We start from the raw sequence: 16,640 nt of genomic DNA on the forward strand, positions 1-16,640 counted from the left end.
CCGCGTCCAGCAGGGCCGCGGCGGCGGGCTCGGCGCGCAGCAGGACGGCGGGGGCGGAGGCCGTCAGGGGCACGCCGCGCCGCGCGAGCTCGCGGGAGACGGCCCGGGCGCGCCCGGCGGAGCGCACGATGACGGCCATCTCCCGCCAGGGCGTGGCGTGATGGATGTGCTCGGCGCGCAGGACGCGGGCCACATGCGCGGCCTCCTGCGCGGCGGAGGAGGCGACGATCGGCTCGATCCCCGAGGGGGCGCCGGCGCCCCCCGGCCCGCCCGGAGGCGCCTCGCCCGGCGCCGGCTCATCCGTGGCAGAGCTGCCATCGCCCCGCTCCGGGCCGAGCACCGGGCGCCGGTGGGCGGCCGATCCCGTGACGGGCAGCCGCTCGGCCTGGTCCGCCCACAGGGCCGCGAGCGCGGGCGTGCCGCGGTGCAGGGCTTCCAGGCGCAGGCGGCGCGCGGCTAGCCCGGAGCGGTCCTCGGCGGCCGAAAGAAGACTGGGAGAGCCGCCGCGGAAGGTCTCGACGGCGACGTCCGGATCCCCCAGGACCACCACCTGGGCGCGGCTCCCGCGCTCATCGGGGCGGGCGAGCGCGGCCAGGAGCCGGGCGGTGGCCGCGGTGCAGTCCTGGTAGTCGTCCACGACGACCAGTCCGGGCACGGGCGGTGGCACGGCGACGGCGTCGGTATTCCAGGTGGCCAGCGCCTCGGCGGCGCGGTCCTGGAGGCGGGCGGTGTCCATGCGGCGGGTGTCCGCGCGGCGCTCGGCGGAGGGGCGGCCCTGGGCGTCCCAGGTGCGCAGGAGCGCGGAGGCCGGCCCCCATAGGGGGACGTCGAGGGCGCGGCCGAGGGCGGCGAGGTCGTCAGCGGTGACGCCGAGCTCCCCGGCACGGGCGAGCAGGTTGCGCAGCTCGGTGCGGAATGCGTGCGAGGAGACGGCCTCGGGGGGCAGGCCGGGCCACTGGTCGGGGCGGATGAGGGAGGCCAGCGCGGCGTCCTCCTCCGCGCCGGCCAGCAGGACCGGGGCGGGCAGCGGGTCCGGGCGCTGGGTGAGGGAGGCTGTGAGGATGGTCAGGGCCAGGGAGGCGGGCGTGCGGACGCGGACCACTCCCCCGCCGTGAGCGCCGAGGAGGGCCCCGGCGCGCTGGCGCAGGCGGTCCGCGCGGATGCGGGTGGGGGCCAGCAGCACGGCATCGGTCCCCCGCCCGACGGCGCCGACGAGCATCCGCAGGGCGAGGCTCGTCTTGCCGGTGCCGGGAGCGCCGAGAACGACGAGGTTGTCCCCGCCGGCGGCCGCCTCGAGGACGGCGCGCGCCGAATCGTCCGGTTCGGGCAGGGGCTCGGGCGCGGGGGCGGCCAGGAGGCGCAGCGGTGGGCTACTCGCGGCGCCGGCACTGCCGGCGCTCGGGGGGGCCTCCTGGATCCGCATGGGCCTATCTCACCACGCCCCTCTGACACGAATGGGCGCGCGCGGGCTCCGGCCCGGCGCCCGTCCCCGGCCCGGACCGCTTGCCCGTCCGCGCGGCGCGAAAACCGGTGGGAGCGGGCCCGCGGCGCCACCGCCATGCGCCATCGGCGCCCTACGATCGGGGCAGCGCCGCGGGGCCCGCACTGGGGCCGCCTGCGCGACCACGCCCCCCAACCCGCTCTTCAAGGAGTTGCCATGCAGGTCAGACTCGGTTTCAAGCACGCCGCCCGTCAGATCGAGATCGAGACCTCCGCCTCCCACGACGAGATCCTGGGCGCACTGGCCGACTCGGCGACGAAGGACGTCGTCCTCACGGACGACAAGGGCCGCAAGGTGCTCGTGCCCGCGGGTTCCCTGGCCTACGCCGAGCTCGGGGCGGCTGAGCAGCGCCGCGTCGGCTTCGGCATCTGAGCCCGGGCCGCCCGCGCGACGGGCCCCGGGGGCGGCCCGCCCGTGATCCGGCCGGTCTCAGACGCGCAGCCCGAGGCCCTTCATGCGGCTCGTCGTTCCGGAGGACAGGACGGCGCTCAGGCGCGCCGCGCCCTGCTCCCCGCCGGCGAGCTCGGGGAAGCGGGCGAGCATGAGCTGGATCGCGCCGATCTCCTCACCCGCCACCCGGCGGCCCCACAGGCCCAGGCGGGCGACGAGCTGGGGGTCGCCGCCGAGATCGGCCATGAGCTCGGCGGCGGCGAAGGAGCCGAAGCGGTCCTCGGACAGGGCCTCCAGGACGGCGTTGCGCACGCGCGGGGGCAGGGAATCGGTCAGGGCCATGCCGAAGTCGACGAGCAGCCCGAAGGACAGATAGGTCTTGACCAGCCGCTCGGCCCAGTCGTGGGGCCGCAGGCGATCGTCGACGTCGCCCAGGGAGCCGAGGAAGCGCTCGGCGGCCGCCGGCACGTCCACGCCCTCGTCGGCGCCGATGCGGATGATCGCGTCGAAGGCGCTGACCTTGGCCGCGCTCATGCGCAGCAGCTCGATGCGAGCGGGCATCGCCGGGGCCTTGTCCGCGTCCTTGGCGTAACGCGTGCAGGCCACGGAGCAGCTGTAGCCGACGACGCCGAGCACGGCGGACATGAATCCGTCGGGCGCGCTGGGAGCGGTGCGCAGGGGCGTTGAGGCGGGGACCGGGTCAGGAACGGAAGCGCTCATGGGCAAAGAGTAGAGCGCTGGCCCTGCCCCCGTGGCCGCCTTGAGCAAGGCGCGTGATGTGCCCCACCTCGGGGGGCCAATCGCCCTCGCAACGCCGCTGCGGGAGGAGAGGACCGGTAGTCTGCGGGGGTCCACGGTTGCCCGGTCGTCCAGCAGCCTGGTCCCGCCGGTTCGCGAGCCGCGCCCCGAGCGCGGCGGCGCCCCTGAGCCCGGAGCGGGACACGATTCACGATCGGCTGCCATATACACGACCGCGAGCGCGGCCCAGGGCCCCGTCGGCCCGGGGCCGCAGAGTCCTCCCGGCCCGCGCAGGCCCTCCTGCCGTACCGGGGCCCGAGGCCGCGGTCCCCATCCGAAGGAACGTCGTGACCGACGAGAACCCCGACATCACCAGTCCCGCCGAGGCCGGCTCCGCCGCCGGCGCGCCCGGCCCGGCCGGCCCCGCGAACGCGCCCAGCACCCCGGATGCCCCGGTCTCGGGCCTCATCGAGACCGCAGGCGCCCACGCCCCCGTCCTGGACGAGGCCACCCCCGACATCACCGATGAGGGCGCTCAGGCGGACCTGGGCATCAAGTCCTTCGCGGACTTCGGCGTCGAGCCGGAGATCTGCGAGGCCCTGGCCGCCAAGGGCATCATCCATCCCTTCCCCATCCAGGCCCTCACCCTGCCAGTGGCGCTGGAGGGCAACGACATCATCGGCCAGGCCAAGACCGGCACCGGTAAGACCCTGGGCTTCGGCATCCCGCTGCTCATGGACACCCTGGGCCCGGGCGAGGAGGGCTGGGACTCCGACCCCGCCTCCGGCAGCCCGCAGGCCCTCATCGTCCTGCCCACGCGCGAGCTGGCCAAGCAGGTCGCCGTCGAGCTGGAGCAGGCTGCGGCCAAGCGCACCGTGCGGATCGTGCAGGTCTACGGCGGGCGCGCCTACGAGCCGCAGATCGAGGCCCTGGAGAAGGGCGCCGAGATCGTTGTGGGCACCCCGGGCCGCCTCATCGATCTCATGGACCGCGCCGTCCTGGATCTCACCCACGTGACCACCGTGGTGCTCGACGAGGCGGATGAGATGCTGGACCTGGGCTTCCTGCCCGATGTGGAGAAGATCCTGGCCCGCACCCGCCCGGATCGCCAGACCATGCTGTTCAGCGCCACGATGCCGGGCGCCGTCGTCGCCCTGGCCCGCCGTTACATGACCCAGCCGACTCATATCCGCGCCCAGGACCCCGGCGATGAGTCGATGACGGTCAAATCGGTGGCGCAGGTCGTCTACCGCACGCACGCACTGAACAAGGTGGAGGTGGTCGCCCGGATCCTCCAGGCCGAGGGCCGGGGCCGCACGATCATCTTCGCCCGCACGAAGCGCACGGCCGCCCGGGTGGCCGACGACCTGGCCTCGCGCGGCTTCGCTACCGGCGCGCTGCACGGCGACCTCGGTCAGGGGGCGCGCGAGCAGGCCCTGCGCGCCTTCCGCAACGGCAAGGTGGACGTGCTGGTGGCCACCGATGTGGCGGCCCGCGGCATCGACGTCGACGACGTCACCCATGTCATCAACTACCAGTGCCCCGAGGACGAGAAGATCTACGTCCACCGCATCGGGCGCACGGGCCGCGCCGGGAACGCGGGCACGGCCGTGACCTTCGTGGACTGGGATGACATCCCGCGCTGGCGGCTCATCGCCAAGGGCCTGGGCCTGCCAGTGACTGAGCCGGTCGAGACCTACCACACCAGCGAGCACCTCTACTCCGACCTGTCGATCCCCGAGGGCACCACGGGCACGCTGCCGCGCTCCAAGCGGACGCTGGCCGGGCTCGACGCCGAGGAGATCGAGGACCTGGGCGAGACCGGCAAGCACGGCGGGCGCGATGGGCGCGGGGCCCGGCGCGACGGCCGCAGCAGCCGTGAGAGGCGCGGCGGAGCCAGGGGCCGCGATGGGCGGGGCTCGCGCTCCCGCAGCGGCCGGGGCGGCAGCGCCTCGCGGGCCCCGGAGGACGGCGAGAGCCGGCAGTCCTCCAGGCGCGGGTCCGACTCCGAGGCCCCGCGGCGCGCGAGGAACCGCAAGCGGACGCGCGGCGGCAAGCCGATCGACTCCGCCGGCCAGGACTGAGCCGACTCGCCGCGGCGGCGGTCGGCGGGCCACTGCGTCGGCGCTGGGGCGCTCCGCGAGGGAGCGCCCCAGCGCCGGCTCAGAAGTGCTCGCCGATGTAGCTGGTGATGCCGTCCCCGATCATCTGCACGGCGATGGCGGCCAGCAGCAGGCCCATGACGCGGGTCAGGACGAGGATCATCGCCTCGCCCAGGACCCGGTGCAGTGTGAGCGAGAAGCGCAGCGCCAGCCAGGTGATGACGTGGACGACGACGATCGCCAGGGTCACGGACACCCATCCGGCCACGGGCACGGGCGCGGACTCGACGGCGACCATGGCCGCGACGATCGCGCCGGGGCCCGCGAGCAGGGGCGTGCCCAGCGGGACGAGGGCGACATTGGCGTCGGCGGGGTCGGGGTCATCGTCCGCGCGGGAGTTCTCGGTGAGCAGTTCCAGTGCGACCAGTAGCAGGAGGAGCCCGCCTGAGACCTGGAGGGCGGCCACGGATATCCCCAGGAGGCCCAGGATGTAGCGCCCGAAGATGGCGAAGGCGAGGATGACCGCGAGGCTGAGCAGGGTTGCCTGGCGGGCGGAGGCGCGGCGCCGCTCGGGGCTCTGGCGGCGGGTGAGGGACAGGAAGATGGGGATGGCGCCGAGCGGGTCCTGGATGACGAGGATCGTCGTGAAGGCGGTGAGGAACACGGCGGGGCTGAGGACGTCGTCGAGCACGGAGGGGCTTTCTGGGGTTCGGGGTCGAGGAGGGGCGGGCGCGGGCGCCGCCGGTGTCAGGGGGTGACGAGCGGGAGGGCCCCCTCGTCCACGATCCGCTCGAGGAGCTCGGGGGGCATGAGGTTCTCCCCCAGGCGATTGGGCTTGCCGGCGCCATGGTAGTCGGAGGATCCCGAGACGCCCAGGCCGAGGCGGTCGGCGAGGTCCTGCGCGGCGCGGTGGTCGGCGGGCCCGTGGTCGCGGTGGTCGACCTCCAGGGCGGCGAGCCCGGCCTCGGCCATGGCGGCGAAGGTCTCGTCGGGCACGAGTCGGCGCTGGCGGTTGGAGGCCCGGGGGTGGGCGGCGACGGGCACGCCCCCGGCGGCACGCACGAGGGCGCAGGCCTCGACGGGGTCGAGCGCCCAGTGGAGCGCGTAGTAGGGGCTGGAGACGGCCAGGGGGCCGGCGAAGGCGGCGTCCCGGTTCTCGAAGGAGCCCGCAGCGACGAGCGCGTCGGCGATATGGGGCCGGCCGATGGTGTGGCCGGCCGACTGGGCGAGCACGTCCTCCCACGTGATGGGGTAATCGACGGCGATGCGCTCGACCATGCGCCGGGCGCGGGTTCCCCGGGAGTCGCGGGCATGGGCGAGGGCCTCGGCGAGGGCCGTGCTCCCGGGGTCGAAGAGGTAGGCGAGCAGGTGAAGGGTGACGCCGCTCGCGGCGCAGGAGATCTCGGTGCCGCGCAGGAGGGTCACGCCCGTGGACGGCACGGCGGCCGCGGCCTCGTCCCAGCCGATCGTCGTGTCGTGGTCGGTCAGGCCGACGACGTCGAGGCCCGCCTGGACGGCCGCCCGCATGAGCTCCGCCGGGGTGTCCGTGCCGTCGGAGCACGAGGAGTGGGTGTGGGGGTCGATGCGCACCGGCCAAGTCTAGGCGGGCGCGCCGGGCCGCTCCTCCCGCGCCCCCGCGCCCTCACGGCCCCGCGCCCTCGCGCCCCGGAAACCGTCTCGGCCCGCTCCTGCGCCCTCATCCTCGCAGTTTGAGGGCGCAGGAGCGGGCCGAGACGGTACCTCGAGGATGAGGGCGCAACGGGGGACCGAGGGCGAGCAGTTCACACGGTCTCGTATTGGACGATCGACGGCTCGGCGTCGCACAGCTCGAGGAGGGCGGGGACGAGGGCGGTGAAGTGGGTCGAGGCGTTATGGGCCTCGATGGCGGCGTCATCGGCCCAGGCCTCGAGGAAAGTGAGAACGGTGCGGTTCTGGCGGGCTTGAAGGAGTTCATAGGAGATGTTGCCCTCCTCAGCGAGGGAGGCGGCGACGAGCTCTCCGGCCCTGGCGATGAACTGGTCGACGGCGTCGGCCCTGACGGAGAAGGTGGCGATGATGCGGAACATGGGGGCTCCTGTCTGGCATGCGCTGAGCCGCCGACGCTAGCACGTCGCGGACCGGGGCGCTCGTGCCTGGAAACCGCCTCGGCCCGCCCCACCGGTGACAGGGCGCTGGATCGGTGGGACAGTTGAGGGCATGAGCGCAGCGACTACCGGCCAGTCCTCCCCCGTCACATCTGGCGCGCCCATCCTCCATCCCCCCTCCCACCGCCCCGCAAGTGCTGGGCGCCCGGTGCGCTTCGGCGTCGTCGGCGCGGGTTTCATCGCCGCTTGGTTCGCGCGGGCCGTGGCCGCCGAGCCCGCCGCCGACATCGTCGCCGTCACCTCGGCCAGGCCCGAGAGCGCCGCCGCCTACGCCGCCGAGCACGGCATCCCCCATGTCCATCCCACCCTCGAGGCGATGCTCGCCGAGCACGGCCCGGACCGCGCCGCGCCCATCGACGTCATCTACATCGGCTCGCCCAACTCCCTGCACGCCTCCCAGGCGATCGCAGCCCTGGAGGCCGGATACGGGGTGCTCGTGGAGAAGCCCTTCGCCCTCACCCCCGCGCAGGCCCGGGCCATGGCCACCACTGCCGAGCGCACCGGCGGCTTCCTCATGGAGGCCTGGCAGACCGCCTTCGAGCCCGGCGCCGCCGCCATCCGCGCCGCTCTTGCCCGGCTCGGGATGCTGCGCCGCGCCACCCTCGTGCGCGAGCAGTTCTCCTCGCGTATGGTCGCCTACCGCGCCGGCGAGCTCCCCCCGGCGTTCAACCCGGCGCTAGGCGGCGGCTCGCTCATGGACCTCGGCATCTACCCCGTGAGCCTGGCCATCCACCTATTCGGACGCCCGGATCGCGTCACCGCCACCTCGCAACTCCTGGACTCCGGCGTCGACTCCCACGGCACGGTCGTCCTCTCCTACGACACCGGGGAGCACGCCAGCCTGGAGGTGACCTGCCTGCACTCCAAGACCTCCGCCAACGCCCTGGGCAGTCAGATCTCCGGCGAGTCCAGCGTGATCCTCCTCGACCACTGCCAGTGGCCCGAGCGCATCAGTCTCATCACCGCGCCGGACTCCCCTGAGGAGTCCCGCGAGGACCTGTCGGTGAGCCGCTCGGGCGAGGTCATGGGCCCCCTCCTGGCGGAGGTCTGCCGGCTCGTGAGCGCCGGCGCGCGCGGCTCCGAACTCCATCCCGTGGCCGCCTCGGTGGCCGCGATCGAGGTCCTGTCCGAGGCCCGCGCGCAGATCGGGGTCCGTTTCCCCGACGACGACGCTGTCGGCGCCGGCGTCTGAGCCCATCACGCGAGAGGGCGCGGGCGCGAGGCATCGGCTCATCGACCGGTGCCAGCCGCACTGAGCGGTGCCGTTCTTCCCGAGTGGTGCGTCCTGCCCGCACCGGTGGGAGCGAACCGCACCGCTGAGTGCGCACGGCACCGCTGAGTGCGAACGGCGCCGCTGAATGCGGCCCGGGCAGTCCGACCGCCCTCGGCTGGGCGGGCGCCCGGCCGCAGTGCGAGGATGCCCCCATGAGCCAGTCCCTCTCCGATAGCCGCCCCCAGGCGCCCTCCGCCCCCGAGACCTCCGAGAGCAACCCGTCCGCCGCCCCGCAGTCCCTCGCGCAGCGCGGCAACAACCGCTCCCGCCAGCCCACCAACCAGGCGTTCCGCGACTTCATCGGCTCGGGCTGGGGACCGCGCCCCGCCGAGCTCACGCCGCGCGCCGAGGCCGCCGACTGGGCCGCAGCCCGCCGGGCGGCATTGGGCGCCCAGTTCCCCGGCGAGCGCCTTGTCCTCCCCGCCGGCCCCCTCAAGGTCCGCAACAACGACTGCGACTACCGCTTCCGCCCGCACTCCGCCTTCTCGCACCTGGCGGGCACCGGCACCGATTTCGAGCCCGACGCCGTGCTCGTCCTGGAGCCCCTCACGCCCGCCGGCGCCCCCGCCCCCGAGGGCGGGGCCACGCATGAGGGCGTCCTGTACTTCCGGCCCCGCGCCTCGCGGACCTCCCAGGAGTTCTACGCCAATCCCCGCTATGGCGAGCTGTGGGTGGGGGCGCGTCCCTCCATCGAGGAGGTTGAGGCGGTCACCGGTATCCGCTGTGCCCATATCGATAGGCTCGGCGACGCCCTGGCCAAGGATGCCGGGCCCGACGGCGTGCGCCTGCGCGTCATCGCCCAGGCCGATGAGTCCGTCACCGCGCTCGTGGATCAGGTCCGGCAGGCCGCGGGGCTGGCCAGTGGGCAGGCCGCCGCTGAGGTGGACGACCTCCTCCTGGAGGCCGCCAGCGAGCTGCGCCTGCGCAAGGATGCCTGGGAGATCGCCCAGATGCAGGCCGCCGTCGACGCCACGAAGGCCGGGTTCGACGACCTCATCCGCTCCATCCCGCGCGCGGTGGGCCACTGGCGCGGCGAGCGCGTGCTGGAGGGGGCCTTCGCCGCCATCGCCCGTGAGGAGGGCAACGGCCTGGGCTACGACACGATCGCCGCGGCCGGGGACCACGCCAATACCCTGCACTGGATCAACAACGACGGACCCGTGCGCCCCGGCGAGCTCGTGCTCGTGGACGCCGGCGTGGAGATCGACTCCCTCTACACCGCGGACGTCACCCGCACGATCCCGGTCGACGGCGTCTTCACCGCCCCGCAGCGCCGCGTCTACCAGGCGGTGCTCGACGCCGCCGATGCCGCCTTCGCCCGCGCGAACGAGCCCGGCTGCCGCTTCAAGGACGTCCACACCGCGGCCATGGAAGTCATCGCCGCCCGCCTGGAGGAGTGGGGGCTGCTGCCCGAGGGCGTGACCGCTGCGGACTCCCTGAGCCCCGATGGTCAGTACCATCGTCGCTGGATGGTGCACGGCACGAGCCACCACCTGGGCCTCGACGTCCACGACTGCGCGCAGGCCCGCCGTGAGATGAGCATGGACGCGCTCCTGGAGCCGGGCATGGTCTTCACGATCGAGCCGGGCCTGTACTTCCGCGCCGATGACCTGCTCGCCCCCGAGGAGCTGCGCGGTATCGGGATCCGCATCGAGGACGACGTCGTCGTGCGCCCCGATGGGAGCGTCGAGCGGCTGACGGCGGGCATCCCCCGCACGGTCGAGGATGTCGAGGCCTGGGTGAGCGGCCTCATCGCCTGAGGCGACTGGGCCTCGCGCCCGGCCGGTCCCCGGATCCCGTGCCGGGCCCGGGGCTCAGTCGGCCCTACCGGGGCTCGATCGCCCTGATGAGTCCCGGGTGCGTTCAGGCGAGCTCGCTGTCGTCATCGAAGATGACCCGCATATCGCCCTGGGCGTGCTGGATGGCGAGGACATCGTCGTCGCACAGGCCGGCCATGCGCACGCGGGCGCCGTCGCCCAGGGGAAGCTCCACGCGGGCGATGGCGCGCACGCCATTGGGATGGGTGAAGTCCCGGGGGCGCGGGTCCTCGGAGAAATGGCTCATGAAGAACGGCATCTCGGGGTCCTCGGGGAAGAAGACGCGGTAGTGGAGGCGGCGCCCATGGGTGTCGACGCGCGTGGGGGCCACTCGCAGACCACGGAAGCCGAAGCGCTCGACGACCTCGTCGAACTCCGCGTCCCCGCCCTCCAGGCAGACGGTGCGCAGCCCCTCCGGCCCCTTCTCCCACGAGGTGAATCGGCGGGTCGCCCGCCCGCTGGCCGTGGGAAGGGCCGACATGAGGCGAAGGAGGGGCGCCGGGAGGGTTCGCGCGAGGAGCTCCAGGTAGGGGCCTTCGGAGAAGTAGACGAGGGCGTTGATCGGCCGCCTCGAGCTCCCGTACTCGACGGCGAAGCCCCGTTCCCGGAAGTCCCGGACCGCTGCGTCGAGATCCTGTGCCCAGTAGATGACGTGACCTGTGCGCATGCGGCCACAGTACCGGCATTCGCCTTAGGTCGCCCTAAGTTCTTGACTCATAAAATTATCTTGATACGATCGAAGAGTGAGTCCCACCCAGCGCCCCAGCACCCGCTTCGCCCCCGGCCCCCACGATCGAGGCCGTTCCCACGATCACTCCCACGGCGATTCCCACGACCACGGGGCGGATGCCTCGCGGCGCCGCCTGGCCATCGCACTCGCGCTGACCTCGTTCGTGCTCGTCGCCGAGGCGATCATCTCCGTGCTCACCGGCTCGCTCGCCCTTCTGGCGGACGCCGGCCACATGCTCACCGACTCCGCGGGACTCGTCATGGCGCTGACGGCGGCCCATCTGTCCGCCCGGCCGGCCACGGATCGCAGCACCTGGGGGCTGCGCCGCGCGGAGGCCCTCGGGGCGGCCCTTCAGGCGGGGATGCTCGGCGTCGTCGGCGCGGTGGTGGCCCTCCAGGCGGTGCGCCACCTCATCACCGCGCCGCCGGTTCAGGCCCACGGGATGGCGGCGATGGGCGTCATCGGCCTGATCGCCAACATCGTCGCGCTACTGGTCCTGGCGGGAGGGCGCGGGGAGAGCCTCAATACGCGCGCCGCGTTCCTCGAGGTCCTGGGCGACGCGCTGGGGTCGGTGGGCGTCATCGGCGCGGCCGTCGTGGTGGCACTCACGGGCTGGGATCGCGCCGATGCCGTCGCCTCCCTCGTGATCGTGGCGCTCATCGTGCCCAGGGCGGCGGTGCTCCTGCGCCAGGCGATGCGCCATCTCATGGACTTCACGCCCGAGGACCTCGACCTGGCCGAGGTGCGCGCGCACATGTCCTCCCTGGAGCACGTCGAGGCGGTCCACGACCTGCACGCCTGGACGGTGGCCTCGGGGCTGCCCGTGCTCACCGCGCATGTGGTGGTGCGCGACGAGTGCCTGCGGGACGGGCACTCGGCGACGATCCTCGACCGCCTCCAGGAGTGCGCCGCCGAGCACTTCCCCGTGCGGATCCAGCACTCGACCTTCCAGATCGAGCCCATCTCCCATCTCGAGCACGAGCCCGCCTACTGCTGAGGAGGAGCGGCCGACCCCCTGGGCGGCGCTCCTCGTCAGCGGCGCAGATAGGGGTCGTAGTCCTCGGGGACCGGGGGTTCGCCCTCGGCGGCACCGCCGGGCTCAGCCCCCTCGACAGGGCCGGGGGCGGCGGGGATGCCGGGAGCCGCGGGAGCGCCGAGGACTCCAGGGGCGGCGCCGGCCCCGCCGCCGCCCGAGGCCGCGCCGCCCGGCTGGATGCGCACGCCGAAGCGGGGCTGCTCGTCGGGGCGCGATCCGAATGCCGTGGGCCCGTCTTCGGACTCCGCACGGGCGCGACGGCGCTCCTCGGCACGGCGCGCGGCCTGGCCGCCCCGGCTCAGGTTGCCCGGCGCGTCGGCCAGCGCCCGGGCGGCCTCCTGGACCCGGTCCGAGGCGAGGATCGAGTAGCGCGAGGCCACCACCTGGCTAATGGAGGTGAAATCCCGACGGCCACGCGTGAGCGCATAGCCGACCGCCTGGAAGAGGATCCCCCACACAACGCCCAGCAGCACGGCGCCGAGGAGCATGGGGGGCGTCGAGGCGCTGCCAATGAAGTTCATCATGAGGGCGAAGAACACGCCGATCCACAGTCCGGACCCGGCGCCGCCGGCCACCGCCCGCCCCCAGCTCATGCGGCCGGTGATGCGCTCGACCTGCCGCAGATCCGTGCCGATGATCGACAGCAGCTGGACGGGGAAGCCCTCGTCCGACAGGGAGTCGACGGCGTGCTGCGCCTGCGCGTAGGTGGTGAAGGAGGCGATCTCCTCCCCCTGGGGCAGCGCGCCCCCGCGGCCGGCGGTCATGTCAGGACCCATCTGGATGCTCATGGCCCCATCGTCCCATGCCGACCGCCTCGGGACCGAGCCGGTCCGCCCTCCGCCGCCCCGATCCGCTCTCAGCGACCACGGGGCGGCGGGGGAATATCGGCCCGACGGCGCCCCTCAGGCATCAGCAGCGAGCGAGCGCCCGGCCGTTCGATTCCCATCAGGAGCATTCATCAGATCTCCGCCGCACCGACCGCGCCCTCGATTCAGAAGAGTCATGTACATAAGCGAAACGATGGAGTCGGCGGCAGAAAGAACAAGCCGATGCAATATATCACGAACTCACAACGAATGCACCGCGCCATGGATTCACTATTCACATGATTCCATGCCCACAGGTAATCCAGTGGTCGCGACCGTGAACGCAGGCTCGCATTATCGGCCCATCCACCACGAGGGATTTGGGCGGCCCTTGGGGCATCACGCTCCCGCCCGAGCGGGGAGCTTGCACACGCCGGGAACATCTGCGACCCGGAGGCCATCGTGACCACTCAGAAGAGCGCGCGAATGCGGAATGGAACGGCACTTCAGTTCCTCTGGGGACTCCTTGTGATGAAGATCATCACCTGCTGCATCCGGGGGTTGCCCCTCTCAGTACTCAGCACATGGACGGACTTCACAACCTGGATATACGCGCTCGTCCCGGCCATGATCTTCGCCGTCAGCCACTACCGCTTCTCGAGAAGCCATCACAATCCGTCTTAAGGCTCGGGAGAGCACAGGGCGGCGCCGAGGCGCCGAATGTCGGTGTCGGCGGGCGCGAGGATTCGCCGAGGGCTCTTCCGGCGGACCTTCCTCGCGCCCCCGGCTCACCGGCCCGCCCCCTCGGATACGACTAGGCTGTGCCCGTGGAGAACAGCAGGACGCGCAGCACAAGCAGGGTCTTCGTGGCCCGACTCGTCGGCACGACCGTCTTCGATCCCCTCGGGGATCCCGTCGGCCGTGTCCACGATGTCGTCGTCCTCATCCAGCTGCGCGGCGAGCCCCGCGCGGTGGGCTGCGTCATCGAGGTGCCCGGGCGGCGCCGCGTCTTCCTTCCGCTGTCGCGCATCACGGCGATCGAGCCGGGCGCGGTCATCACCACGGGCGTGGTCAACATGCGCCGCTTCGAGCAGCGCAAGGTCGAGACCCTCGTGGTCGGCGAGCTCCTCGACCGCGTCGTCACCCTCAAGGACGGCACGGGCACCGTGGAGATCCGCGATGTGGCCATCGAGCGCGACGCCGGCATGGACTGGAAGGTCACCCGCCTGTTCGTCCAGCGCGCCTCCTCGGGCCCTCTGGGGTTGCGGCGCGGGGAGACCGCCATGGTCCGCCCCGATGAGGTCACGGGCCTGGCCGGCGGCATGGAGCAGCAGGGAGTCACCGCCCTCCTGGCCACGCTGGAGGATCTCAAGCCCGCGGATCTGGCCGAGGCGCTGCGGGACCTCCCCCGCACTCGCCGCGTGGAGGTGGCGCGCGAGCTGCCCGATGACCGCCTCGCCGACGCCGTCGAGGAGCTGGGCGATGACGACGCCGTCGCCCTCCTGTCCGCCCTGGAGTCGGCCCGTGCCGCCGACGTCCTGGAGGCCATGCAGCCCGACGACGCAGCCGACCTCGTCGCCGAGCTCCCCCAGCTCAAGGCCAACGAGCTCCTCGAGCTCATGCAGCCCGATGAGGCCGCCGACGTGCGCCGCCTCATGCGCTACGACGAGTACACCGCCGGCGGCCTCATGACCACCGAGCCGATCATCCTGCCGCCCGAGGCGAGCGTGGCCACCCTGCTGGCCCAGGCCCGCAAGGCGGAGGTCCCCCCGGCCCTGGCGGCGGTGGCCTTCGTGTGCCGCCCACCGCTGGAGAGCCCGACGGGCATGTACCTGGGCATGGTCCACCTCCAGCGCGCCCTGCGCGAGCGCCCCCAGCAGATGGTGGGGCGCATCCTGGATAAGGACCTCGGCGCCGTCGGGCCCACCGATTCCATCGGCACGATCACGCGTCTCCTGGCCACGTACAATCTCACGGCCATGCCGGTGTGCGATGAGGCCGGTCGCCTCGTGGGCGCGGTGAGCGTCGACGACGTCCTCGACCACCTCATGCCCGACGACTGGCGCGAGGCCGATGACGCCGTCACCGACGAGATGATCGAGAGGAGCGCCAATGCCTGAGCAGCTCGACCAGCCGTTGGACCAGGGACGCGGTCGCCGACTGCGCGGGCTGCGCCCGCGCCGGTCCTCGCGCTCGGATGCCTTCGGACGCTTCGCCGAGGCCACCGCCCGCTTCATGGGCTCACCGAGGTTCGTCCTGTACATGACGGTCTTCGTCATCGCCTGGATCGTGGCGAACATCGCCCTGGCGAGCGCCTCCAAGGCCTGGGACCCCTACCCGTTCATCCTGCTCAACCTGGCCTTCTCCACCCAGGCCTCCTACTCCGCCCCCCTCATCCTGCTGGCGCAGAACCGCCAGGACGACCGCGACCGCGTCACCGCCGAGCAGGACCGCCAGCGCGCCGAGCGCAATCTGGAGGACACCGAGTACCTCACCCGGGAGATCGCCGCGCTGCGTCTGGCGATGAACGACGTCGCCACCCGCGACTTCGTGCGCGGCGAGCTGCGGGACATGCTCTCCGAGATCCTCGCCGAGGAGCGCGCCATCCGCGAGGAGATCTCCGAGCTCGGCGACGACGAGCACGCCGAGGGCGATGAGGCGCCCGTCCTGGCCGAGACGACCTCCCCCGGGCTCGCCCACGGGGCCTGACCCGGTCCGGCGCTCCCACTCGCCCACCCGGCCCCTCCACGATCTGACACAGTCGGCCCAGAGCTGGCGCACCCAGGGCGAGCCCGTAGGATGAGGGCATGTCGATGCCCACTGAAGAGGCCGTCCGCGATGCGCTCGCCCGCGTCAACGACCCTGAGATCCGTCGTCCCATCACCGAGCTCGGAATGGTGGACTCCCTCGAGATCTCACCCGACGGCGTCGTGAGCGTCCATGTGCTCCTGACCGTGGCGGGCTGCCCGCTCAAGGACACGATCACGGAGGACACCACGAGGGAGGTCGGCGCCGTCGAGGGCGTCACCGATGTGCGCGTGAGCCTGGGCGTCATGACCGATGAGCAGCGGGCGGCCCTTCGCTCCCAGCTGCGCGGAGGGGCGGCGGAGCCCGTCATCCCCTTCACCCAGCCCGGCTCGCTCACCCGCGTCTACGCGGTCACCTCCGGCAAGGGGGGCGTCGGCAAGTCCTCGGTGACGGCCAACCTCGCCGCCGCCATGGCCGCGCAGGGCCTGAGCGTGGGTGTCGTCGACGCGGATATCTACGGTTTCTCCATCCCCCGGATGCTGGGCTCGGAGCAGGTGCCCACCCAGCTCGATGGCATGATCGTCCCTCCCATCGCCCATGGCGTGAAGCTCATCTCGATCGGCATGTTCGTCGATGAGAAGCAGCCCGTCGTCTGGCGCGGCCCCATGCTGCACCGGGCGGTCCAGCAGTTCCTCTCCGATGTCTTCTGGGGGGACCTCGACGTCCTCCTCCTCGACCTGCCCCCGGGCACCGGGGATGTGACGATCTCCGTGGCCCAGCTGCTGCCCAACGCGGAGATCCTCGTGGTCACCACGCCCCAGCAGGCGGCGGCGGAGGTGGCCGAGCGCACGGGCCTCATCGCCGCCCAGACCAAGCAGCGGGTGGTGGGCGTCATTGAGAACATGTCCTACTTGACGCAGCCCGACGGCTCTCGCCTGGAGGTCTTCGGCTCCGGCGGCGGCCAGGCCGTGGCGGGCTCCCTGTCCGAGACTTTGGGCTACGACGTGCCGCTGCTCGCCCAACTGCCCCTGGACATCAAGCTGCGCGAGGGCTCCGACACCGGCGTGCCCGCGACCATCGGCGAGGGCGGGCATGCGCCCGCGGACGCCCCGGCCGCCCAGGAGCTGGCGGCGGTGGCGCAGAGGCTGTCCCACCGCTCCCGGGGCCTGTCCGGCCGTCCCCTCGGCGTCACCCCCGCCTGACCTTCCCATCCCCCTCCTCATCGAGACCGGTCGTTATTGTCATCGAGACCGGTTGATACGGACGCCGAGACCGGTCCGGGGCGGGCAGCGCGACGCGATCGGGGCGCGCCGGGGTCCCTCGCCGGGAACCATCGGTGGGGAGGATCGCCGTCG

At 72.9% G+C, this 16,640-nt stretch carries 15 protein-coding genes; 8 read left to right on the forward strand and 7 right to left on the reverse strand.

Going from position 1 to position 16,640, the window contains the following annotated elements; all coding sequences use genetic code 11:
• Positions 1-1,423, reverse strand: a 1,423-nt coding sequence (locus B1H55_RS05975) for a UvrD-helicase domain-containing protein (RefSeq protein ID WP_158083325.1), incomplete at its 3' end; no start/stop codon positions are given.
• A gap of 234 nt (positions 1,424-1,657) precedes the next feature.
• On the opposite strand from B1H55_RS05975, the gene B1H55_RS05980 reads away from it, so the two are divergent.
• Positions 1,658-1,873, forward strand: a complete 216-nt coding sequence (locus B1H55_RS05980) for a DUF3107 domain-containing protein (RefSeq protein WP_077240412.1) — start codon at positions 1,658-1,660, stop codon at positions 1,871-1,873.
• Between the two features lie 57 nt (positions 1,874-1,930).
• Here B1H55_RS05980 and B1H55_RS05985 read toward each other — a convergent pair whose 3' ends face one another.
• Positions 1,931-2,611 carry a ferritin-like fold-containing protein gene (locus B1H55_RS05985; protein WP_077240919.1) on the reverse strand — a complete coding sequence of 227 codons (681 nt, stop codon included), beginning with the start codon at positions 2,609-2,611 and terminating at the stop codon, positions 1,931-1,933.
• A gap of 365 nt (positions 2,612-2,976) precedes the next feature.
• On the opposite strand from B1H55_RS05985, the gene B1H55_RS05990 reads away from it, so the two are divergent.
• Positions 2,977-4,713: a DEAD/DEAH box helicase gene (locus tag B1H55_RS05990; protein ID WP_073451313.1), complete on the forward strand. Its 1,737-nt coding sequence runs from the start codon at positions 2,977-2,979 to the stop codon at positions 4,711-4,713.
• Positions 4,714-4,792: 79 nt separating this feature from the next.
• On the opposite strand, the gene B1H55_RS05995 is transcribed toward B1H55_RS05990, so the two are convergent.
• From B1H55_RS05995 to B1H55_RS06005, 3 genes are all read right to left on the reverse strand, one after another.
• Complete coding sequence (locus tag B1H55_RS05995) at positions 4,793-5,422, reverse strand: MarC family protein (RefSeq protein WP_073451314.1); 630 nt, start codon at positions 5,420-5,422, stop codon at positions 4,793-4,795.
• Positions 5,423-5,478: 56 nt separating this feature from the next.
• Entirely contained in the window at positions 5,479-6,321 is an 843-nt protein-coding gene (locus B1H55_RS06000) for a PHP domain-containing protein (protein WP_080461636.1), read from the reverse strand.
• A gap of 191 nt (positions 6,322-6,512) precedes the next feature.
• Positions 6,513-6,797, reverse strand: a complete 285-nt coding sequence (locus tag B1H55_RS06005) for a putative quinol monooxygenase (protein WP_077240413.1) — start codon at positions 6,795-6,797, stop codon at positions 6,513-6,515.
• A 130-nt stretch (positions 6,798-6,927) separates the two neighbouring features.
• On the opposite strand from B1H55_RS06005, the gene B1H55_RS06010 reads away from it, so the two are divergent.
• Positions 6,928-8,067, forward strand: a complete 1,140-nt coding sequence (locus B1H55_RS06010; RefSeq protein ID WP_077240414.1) for a Gfo/Idh/MocA family protein — start codon at positions 6,928-6,930, stop codon at positions 8,065-8,067.
• A gap of 233 nt (positions 8,068-8,300) precedes the next feature.
• On the forward strand, positions 8,301-9,908 hold the full coding sequence (locus tag B1H55_RS06015) for an aminopeptidase P family protein (RefSeq protein ID WP_077240415.1): 1,608 nt from the start codon (positions 8,301-8,303) through the stop codon (positions 9,906-9,908).
• 103 nt (positions 9,909-10,011) lie between these two features.
• Here B1H55_RS06015 and B1H55_RS06020 read toward each other — a convergent pair whose 3' ends face one another.
• Positions 10,012-10,632: a VOC family protein gene (locus B1H55_RS06020; RefSeq protein WP_077240416.1), complete on the reverse strand. Its 621-nt coding sequence runs from the start codon at positions 10,630-10,632 to the stop codon at positions 10,012-10,014.
• Positions 10,633-10,708: 76 nt separating this feature from the next.
• On the opposite strand from B1H55_RS06020, the gene B1H55_RS06025 reads away from it, so the two are divergent.
• Complete coding sequence (locus B1H55_RS06025) at positions 10,709-11,692, forward strand: cation diffusion facilitator family transporter (RefSeq protein WP_077240417.1); 984 nt, start codon at positions 10,709-10,711, stop codon at positions 11,690-11,692.
• A 35-nt stretch (positions 11,693-11,727) separates the two neighbouring features.
• On the opposite strand, the gene B1H55_RS06030 is transcribed toward B1H55_RS06025, so the two are convergent.
• Positions 11,728-12,519, reverse strand: a complete 792-nt coding sequence (locus B1H55_RS06030) for a YflT domain-containing protein (RefSeq protein WP_073451320.1) — start codon at positions 12,517-12,519, stop codon at positions 11,728-11,730.
• Positions 12,520-13,364: 845 nt separating this feature from the next.
• On the opposite strand from B1H55_RS06030, the gene B1H55_RS06035 reads away from it, so the two are divergent.
• The 3 genes from B1H55_RS06035 (at position 13,365) to B1H55_RS06045 (ending at position 16,487) form a co-directional block, all read left to right on the forward strand.
• Positions 13,365-14,657, forward strand: coding sequence for a magnesium transporter MgtE N-terminal domain-containing protein (locus tag B1H55_RS06035; protein WP_073451321.1), 1,293 nt, complete (start codon positions 13,365-13,367; stop codon positions 14,655-14,657).
• Entirely contained in the window at positions 14,650-15,246 is a 597-nt protein-coding gene (locus B1H55_RS06040; RefSeq protein WP_073451322.1) for a DUF1003 domain-containing protein, read from the forward strand. Before B1H55_RS06035 ends, B1H55_RS06040 begins: the two co-directional genes overlap by 8 nt.
• Positions 15,247-15,344: 98 nt before the next feature.
• A complete protein-coding gene (locus B1H55_RS06045) occupies positions 15,345-16,487 on the forward strand; it encodes an Mrp/NBP35 family ATP-binding protein (protein ID WP_073451323.1) in 1,143 nt (380 codons plus the stop codon).
• Positions 16,488-16,640 lie beyond the last annotated feature (153 nt).

The sequence above is a fragment of the Actinomyces denticolens genome (genome assembly GCF_002072185.1).
GTDB classification, from domain to species: domain Bacteria; phylum Actinomycetota; class Actinomycetes; order Actinomycetales; family Actinomycetaceae; genus Actinomyces; species Actinomyces denticolens.